At 72.9% G+C, this 6,344-nt stretch carries 4 protein-coding genes; 3 read left to right on the forward strand and 1 reads right to left on the reverse strand.

Features of this window, described 5'->3' with window-relative positions:
- Window positions 1-145: 145 nt before the first annotated feature.
- Window positions 146-1,885: an arginine--tRNA ligase gene (gene argS, locus MHY49_RS11990; protein WP_239204400.1), complete on the reverse strand. Its 1,740-nt coding sequence runs from the start codon at window positions 1,883-1,885 to the stop codon at window positions 146-148.
- 221 nt (window positions 1,886-2,106) lie between these two features.
- Here argS and MHY49_RS11995 point away from each other — a divergent pair, with 221 nt between their 5' ends.
- From MHY49_RS11995 to MHY49_RS12005, 3 genes are all read left to right on the forward strand, one after another.
- Window positions 2,107-3,972, forward strand: a complete 1,866-nt coding sequence (locus MHY49_RS11995) for a hypothetical protein (protein ID WP_239204402.1) — start codon at window positions 2,107-2,109, stop codon at window positions 3,970-3,972.
- A gap of 98 nt (window positions 3,973-4,070) precedes the next feature.
- Entirely contained in the window at window positions 4,071-5,438 is a 1,368-nt protein-coding gene (locus tag MHY49_RS12000; RefSeq protein WP_239204404.1) for a uracil-xanthine permease family protein, read from the forward strand.
- An 11-nt stretch (window positions 5,439-5,449) separates the two neighbouring features.
- Window positions 5,450-6,289, forward strand: coding sequence for a GNAT family N-acetyltransferase (locus MHY49_RS12005; RefSeq protein ID WP_239204406.1), 840 nt, complete (start codon window positions 5,450-5,452; stop codon window positions 6,287-6,289).
- Window positions 6,290-6,344 lie beyond the last annotated feature (55 nt).

Genomic DNA, 6,344 nt, shown 5'->3' on the forward strand with positions numbered 1-6,344 from the left:
TCACAGGTTACGAAGCGCCGGCGCGTGATGACCAGCGACTTCTGTACCGCAGCAGGACACGGTTCGGTCACGAACGGACACGGTTCCGTCACGGTGGTGACGAACATGCACCCATGACCGGACATGCCGGATTCCGGGGCGGTCGTCACATGCGCTGCGGCGCGCGCACCCCCAGCGCGTCGAGCCCCTCGACGAGGACCCGCTCGGTGAGCTCGGCGAGCGCGAGACGGCCCGCGCGCACCTCGCCGTCGGACTCCTTGAGGATCGGGGAGGCGTCGTAGAAGGCCGTGAAGGCCTGTGCGAGGGAGAACAGGTAGGCGCACAGGCGATGCGGCTCGTACGCGGCGCCGACCTGCTCGAGCGTCGGCCCGAACTGCAGCAGCTCGAGGGCGAGCGCCCGCTCGGCGTCGTTCTCGACGCGCGGGGCGGGGCCGGCGGTGACGCCCTGCTCGGCGGCGCGCCGCGAGATCGAGCGGATGCGCGCGACCGCGTACTGCAGGTAGGGGGCGGTGTTGCCCGTGAGGGCGAGCATCCGCTCGAGGTCGAAGACGTAGTCGGAGTCGTGCGCGGTGGAGAGGTCCGCGTACTTCACGCCGCCGATGCCCACGGCGTGCGCGATCTCGGCGCGCTCGTCCTCGGGCAGGTCGGGGCGCAGGTCGTCGATGACGCCGCGGGCGGTCTGCACGGCCTCCTCGAGCAGGGACATCAGGCGCAGCGAGGTGCCCGAGCGGGTGCGCAGGATCTTCCCGTCCTCGCCCAGCACCGAGCCGATCTTCACGTGCGTCGCCTCGACGGCGTCCGTGAGCCAGCCCGCCTCGCGCGCGGTCTCGAAGACCATGTTCATGTGCAGCTCCTGCGCGGTGCCGATCACGTAGGCGATGCGGTCGGCGCGCAGATCCTGGATGCGATGGCGGATGGCGGCGAGGTCGGTCGTGCCGTACCCGTAGCCGCCGTCGGACTTGCGGATGATCAGCGGCAGCGGCTTCTCGTCGCGGCCGATGAAGCCCTCGGGGAACACGCACAGCGCGCCGTCGGAGATCCGGGCGAGGCCGTCGGCCTCGAGCTGCTTCGCGACGATCTCGAGCTGGTCGTTGTAGCTGGACTCCCCGGCGAGGTCGTCGTCCGTGAGGGTCACGTCCAGCATGTCGTAGATGCGGTGGAAGTACTGCTTGGACAGCTCCACCAGGCGGGTCCAGATCTCCAGGGTCTGCTGGTCCCCGGCCTGCAGGGTGACCACGCGGGAGCGCGCGCGGTCCGCGAAGGCGGAGTCCCCGTCGAACTTCGCGCGGGCGTGCTGATAGAAGGCGTTGGGGTCGCTCTCCAGGAGCTTCGCCTCGTCGCCGTCCTCGCCCACGTCCAGGAGGTGCTCGATGAGCATGCCGAAGGGCGTGCCCCAGTCGCCGATGTGGTTCTGGCGCACGACGGTGTGGCCGAGCTTCTCGAGGGTGCGCGCGAGGGCGTCGCCCACGACCGTGGTGCGCAGGTGGCCGACGTGCATCTCCTTGGCGACGTTCGGCGCCGAGTAGTCGATGACCACGGTGTCGGCGTGGTCGGGCGCGGGGATGCCCAGGTGCGCCTCGGGGGCGGCGAGCTCGGCCGCCTGGTTGCCGATCCAGTCCGTGCGCAGGCGGATGTTGAGGAAGCCGGGCCCGGCGATCTCGGGGGTCTCGGCGAGCCCGGTGAGGTCGACGGCGTCCAGGATCTGCTGGGCCACGTCCCGGGGCTTCGCGCCCACGCGCTTCGCGAGGCCCATCGCCGCGTTGCACTGGAAGTCGGCGAACTGCGAGGGGCGGATGATCGGATCCGCGTCGCGGAACTCCTCCCCGAAGGCCTGGGCGAAGGCGGACTGGAAGCGCTCGGTGAGCGCGAGCTCGGGTGCTGGCATGCCTCCCAGCGTACCCAGGCACGGCCCGCACGAGCACGCCCGCGAGCAGGCATGCGACCGCGGCCACGCTCCCGGCCCGTCGGCCGACGGCGCGCCCCGGACGGACGCACCGCCTCCCCGCCTAGAATCGGCCCGCAGAAGGCCCTGGAGCCCGGCGTCGTCCGACGACGACGGATCGGGCAGGATCGGGGCCGCAGGGTCGAGGAGCAGGGAGGGACCGGATGGCGCGCGACCGCCGTGGCTCACGGGGCGGGGACGAGGACTGGATCTTCTCCGCGGATCCCGGGACGGTCCCCACCGAGAAGCTTCCCGGCCGCGAGGAGGTCGAGCTGCTCGCCGCCGAGCGTGCCGGCCACCCGCGGCACCGCAGGCCCGTGCGCCCGACCGTGCAGACGGGCGGGCAGGACGACGGGCAGGCGGGCGACGACCTCCGCGACACCCGCACCGGCGCGCTCCCCGCGCTCGACGAGGACGGCCAGGTGCCCGAGGACGGCGCGGCCGCTGGGAACCGCGCGGGGACCGACGACGGGACAGATGCCGGGACCGACGACGGGAACGACGCGGACTGGACCCGCGAGAGCACCGAGGAGGACGCCCGCACCCTCGCCCCGCACGGCGAGGACGCCCCCGCGCCCGTCGGCGGCTCCTCGGGCGCGGAGAACGGCTCCGCCGCGACCTACGCCCGATCCGGCACCACGCCGAATGCCGCCGACGCCCCGGGGCGCTCCCCGGCGATCCCCGCGCGCTTCGCCGACCTCGGCGCCTTCGACGCCCTGCGCGACGTCACCGCCTTCGTGTGCCTGGTCGCCGCCCTGTCGACCTCCTTCACCCACGCCGGGTACACCCCGGTGGACCTCATCGGACGCATCGCGGTCGGCTTCGGGCTGCTCGTGCTCGTGGTGGTCCTCGTGCTGCGCTGGGTGCCGAAGACCTCGCCGCTGCGGCTCGTGCGGACCGTCCGCGTGATCGGCCTCGCACCCGTGCTGCTGGTGGCCGTCGGCACGATCGTCGCCGACCTGGTGACCTCGATCCCCGTCATGTTCTCCCCGCTGCCCGAGGGGCCGCCCCTCGGCCTCGGGGCCGGGGTCTCCCTGCTGCTCGCGGGCGCCGTGGTCGGCATCGAGCCGCGCGCCCACGAGGGCTATCTGCCCTCGGCGCTCGCGCGGCGCCGCTCGCGCACGGTGATCGCCGGCATCGCCCTGGCCGCCGCGGCATCCTTCGTGTTCGCCGTGGTCATGCTCGTGGGCCGCGTCTTCGTCACCGGCTGGGCGTACTCGCTCATCACCTTCGCGAGCGCGCTCGTCTCCGCGCTCCTGCTGACGCTGCTGATCGGGGCGGCGCTGCGCCGCGACCGCTCCTGGTTCGTGTTCTGCGCGGGCGCCGCGTCGGGCCTGGTGATCCTCGCGATCGCCGACAACTCCCTGCGCCTCGAGTTCGCCGCACCGACCTCGTTCGCGACGGACTTCGTCTACCTGCCCTTCGTGTTCGCCGCCTGGGGCGTCATGATCTCGCGCTCGTTCGTGCGCACGATGCCGCTGAACTTCCAGCGCGTGGACTGGATCGTCTACGCCGTGCGCGCCTTCGAGTTCGGCGCGATCATGCACGCCGCCGCGATCGTGTGGAACCTGATCGCAGCGGTTGCCGCGATCGGGGGAGCGGGCATGGGCGGGCCGGTCATCCACGTGATGGATGCCGTGATCTCCGCGTGCTTCGTCGCGATCTCGCTGTTCGCGCGCCGCTCGCTGCTCGAGCGCCCGGCCGACGTGGCCCGCTCGAGCGCCGTCATCGCGGGCGTGGTCATGCTGGTCGTCGGCTTCCTCGACGTCATCGTGAACTCCCTGGCGACCGGCGCCGGGGCGGGGCTGATGACCGGCGGCGTCGCGCTCGCCGTCGGCGTCGTCGCGGCCCTCATGCTCACCGTGCCCGCGCCCGTGCGCGACGAGTACGGCGCGCCGGACCTCAGCCGCATGTTCGCCGACTTCCGCACCCGCAACGAGCCCGCCACCGCGGCCTCCCCGGAGCTGATCCCCGACGTCTCCGCGGAGCGCGCACGGATCAAGGTCTTCCCCGGGGCCGCGCGGCGCTGATCCGGCGGTCGTCGCGCTGATCCGTTGACCGTGCTGATCCGTCGACCGCGCTGACCGGCCGAACGCCCCGACCCGCCCTCCTCACCCCTGGAGCATCCATGCCCGTCTGGACCCTGCACGGCGACGGCCGCTCCGTCGCCCCCGACGCGATCGTGCGCCCCGAGGAGCGCCTGGCGTGGCCGCTGACCATCGGCATCGGCGCCCAGCACGTGGTCGCCATGTTCGGCGCGACCTTCCTGGTCCCGCTGCTGACGGGCTTCCCGGCCTCGACGACGCTGCTGTTCAGCGGCATCGGCACCCTGCTGTTCCTGGTGATCACCCGCAACCGGGTGCCCAGCTACCTGGGGTCCTCCTTCGCGTTCATCGCCCCGATCACCGCCTCCACGCAGGCCGGGTCGATGTCCGCGGCCCTCGGCGGGGTGCTCGTCATCGGCATCGCGATGGCGCTGCTGGGGCTGCTCGTGCAGGCCGTGGGCACGCGCTGGATCGGGCTGCTCATGCCGCCCGTGGTGATGGGCTCGATCGTCGCCCTCATCGGCTTCAACCTCGCGCCGACGGCCTACGGGAACTTCCAGAAGTCCGCGGTGACCGCGACCATTACGCTGTTCGCGGTGGTGCTGTGCACGGCGCTGTTCAAGGGCATGCTGGGCCGGGTCTCGGTGCTGCTGGGCGTGATCGTCGGGTACCTCGTCGCCGTCGCCCGCGGTGAGGTCGACTTCACGACCGTCCACGAGGCCCATTGGCTCGGGCTGCCCCAGTTCCACCACCCCACCCTGGACCTCTCGCTGCTGCCGATGTTCCTGCCGGTGATCGTGGTGCTGCTGGCGGAGAACGTCGGCCACGTGACGAGCGTGGGACTGATGACCGGGCGGAACCTCGACCACATGGTGGGGCGCACGCTCGCCTCCGACGGCATCGCCACGGCGCTCTCGGCCGTGTTCGGCGGCTCGCCGACCACCACCTACGGCGAGAACATCGGCGTCATGTCCGCGACCCACGTGTACTCGACCGCCGCCTACTGGGTCGCGGGCGTCGTCGCGATCCTGCTCTCGCTCTCCCCGAAGGTGGGAGCCCTCATCAACACGATCCCGCCGGGCGTGCTGGGCGGCGTGACCTTCGTGCTCTACGGGCTCATCGGCATAGTGGGCGTGCGCATGTGGGTCGACGGGAACGTGGACTTCTCCCGCCCCAAGAACCAGATCACGGCGGGCGTCGCCCTCGTGGTCGGCATCGCGAACGTCACCTGGACCTTCGGCGGCATCCAGGTCACCGGCATCGCGCTGGGCACCCTCGCCGCGCTCGTCATCTACCACCTGATGGCCGGGATCGGACGGTTCACCGGCACGGACCGGGCGGCGGCGCAGACGGATGGAGCGGCGGCCCCGACGGACCAGGCGGCGTCGGCAGACCGCGCGGCGGCGCCGACGGACCACGAGAAGACGCGGCCCGTCGACCCGGAGCGGTGAGGAGCGACGACATGACGGCCCCGCTCACCCGCCTCGCCACGCCCGCCGACCGCGACCTGGTCCGCACCCTGCGCCTGCGCACCCTGCAGGAGGATCCCGGGGCGTTCGGCTCGACCTACGAGGGGACCCTCGAGCGCGAGCGCGAGGACCCGACCTACTGGGACCGCTTCCTCGCGCTCGGCGCATGCATCCTGGCGACCCCCGCGGGCAGTGAGGCCCCACGGGGCATCGCCCGGGTCGTCCCCGCCACGGAGCCGGGGGAGCCGGCCATGATCTTCTCCGTGTGGGTCGCCCCGGAGGCGCGCGGGACCGGTGCGGGCCGGGCCCTCATCGACGCCTGCATCGACTGGGCCGAGGAGCACCTTCCCGGGGCCCGGCTCCGGCTGCACGTGATGCGGGAGAACCCGGCCGCCCGACGGCTCTACGAGCGTTGCGGTTTCGGGGAGATCGGAGCGGACCCCGAGGACCCCGGGCAGCTCGTCATGGAGCGACGCTCGGGCCGCGCCCTCCCCGCCGTGCTGCTGCCCACCGCGCTCGTCGCCCGCTATCGGGCCGTGGACCGGGAGGTCGTCGGCTCCCCACACCTGGACACCCCCACGCACCTCGATGCGATCGAGGCCGATGCGCGCGTCCGGGGCATCCGCACCCCGCTCGACCTCGCCTTCAACGAGCAGTTCGCGACGCTCGACGGGAACCATCGCGTGGCCGTCGCCCTGCGCCTCGGCCTCGCCCAGGTGCCCGTGCACGTCACCCGTCGGCTGCTGAGCCCCCGCCCCGAGCACGCCCGGCCGATGCGTCCCGAGGATCTCGCCGTGCTCGAGGGGGCGCTCGCGAGCGTGCAGCCCGACTGAGGGGCCGATGGGGCGGGCGCGATCGCCGCCCCCGCCCTGTCGTGCCCCGCCCCGC

Origin of the sequence: Brachybacterium sp. ACRRE (assembly GCF_022346485.1) — a bacterium.
In the GTDB taxonomy this organism is placed as follows: Bacteria; Actinomycetota; Actinomycetes; order Actinomycetales; family Dermabacteraceae; genus Brachybacterium; species Brachybacterium halotolerans.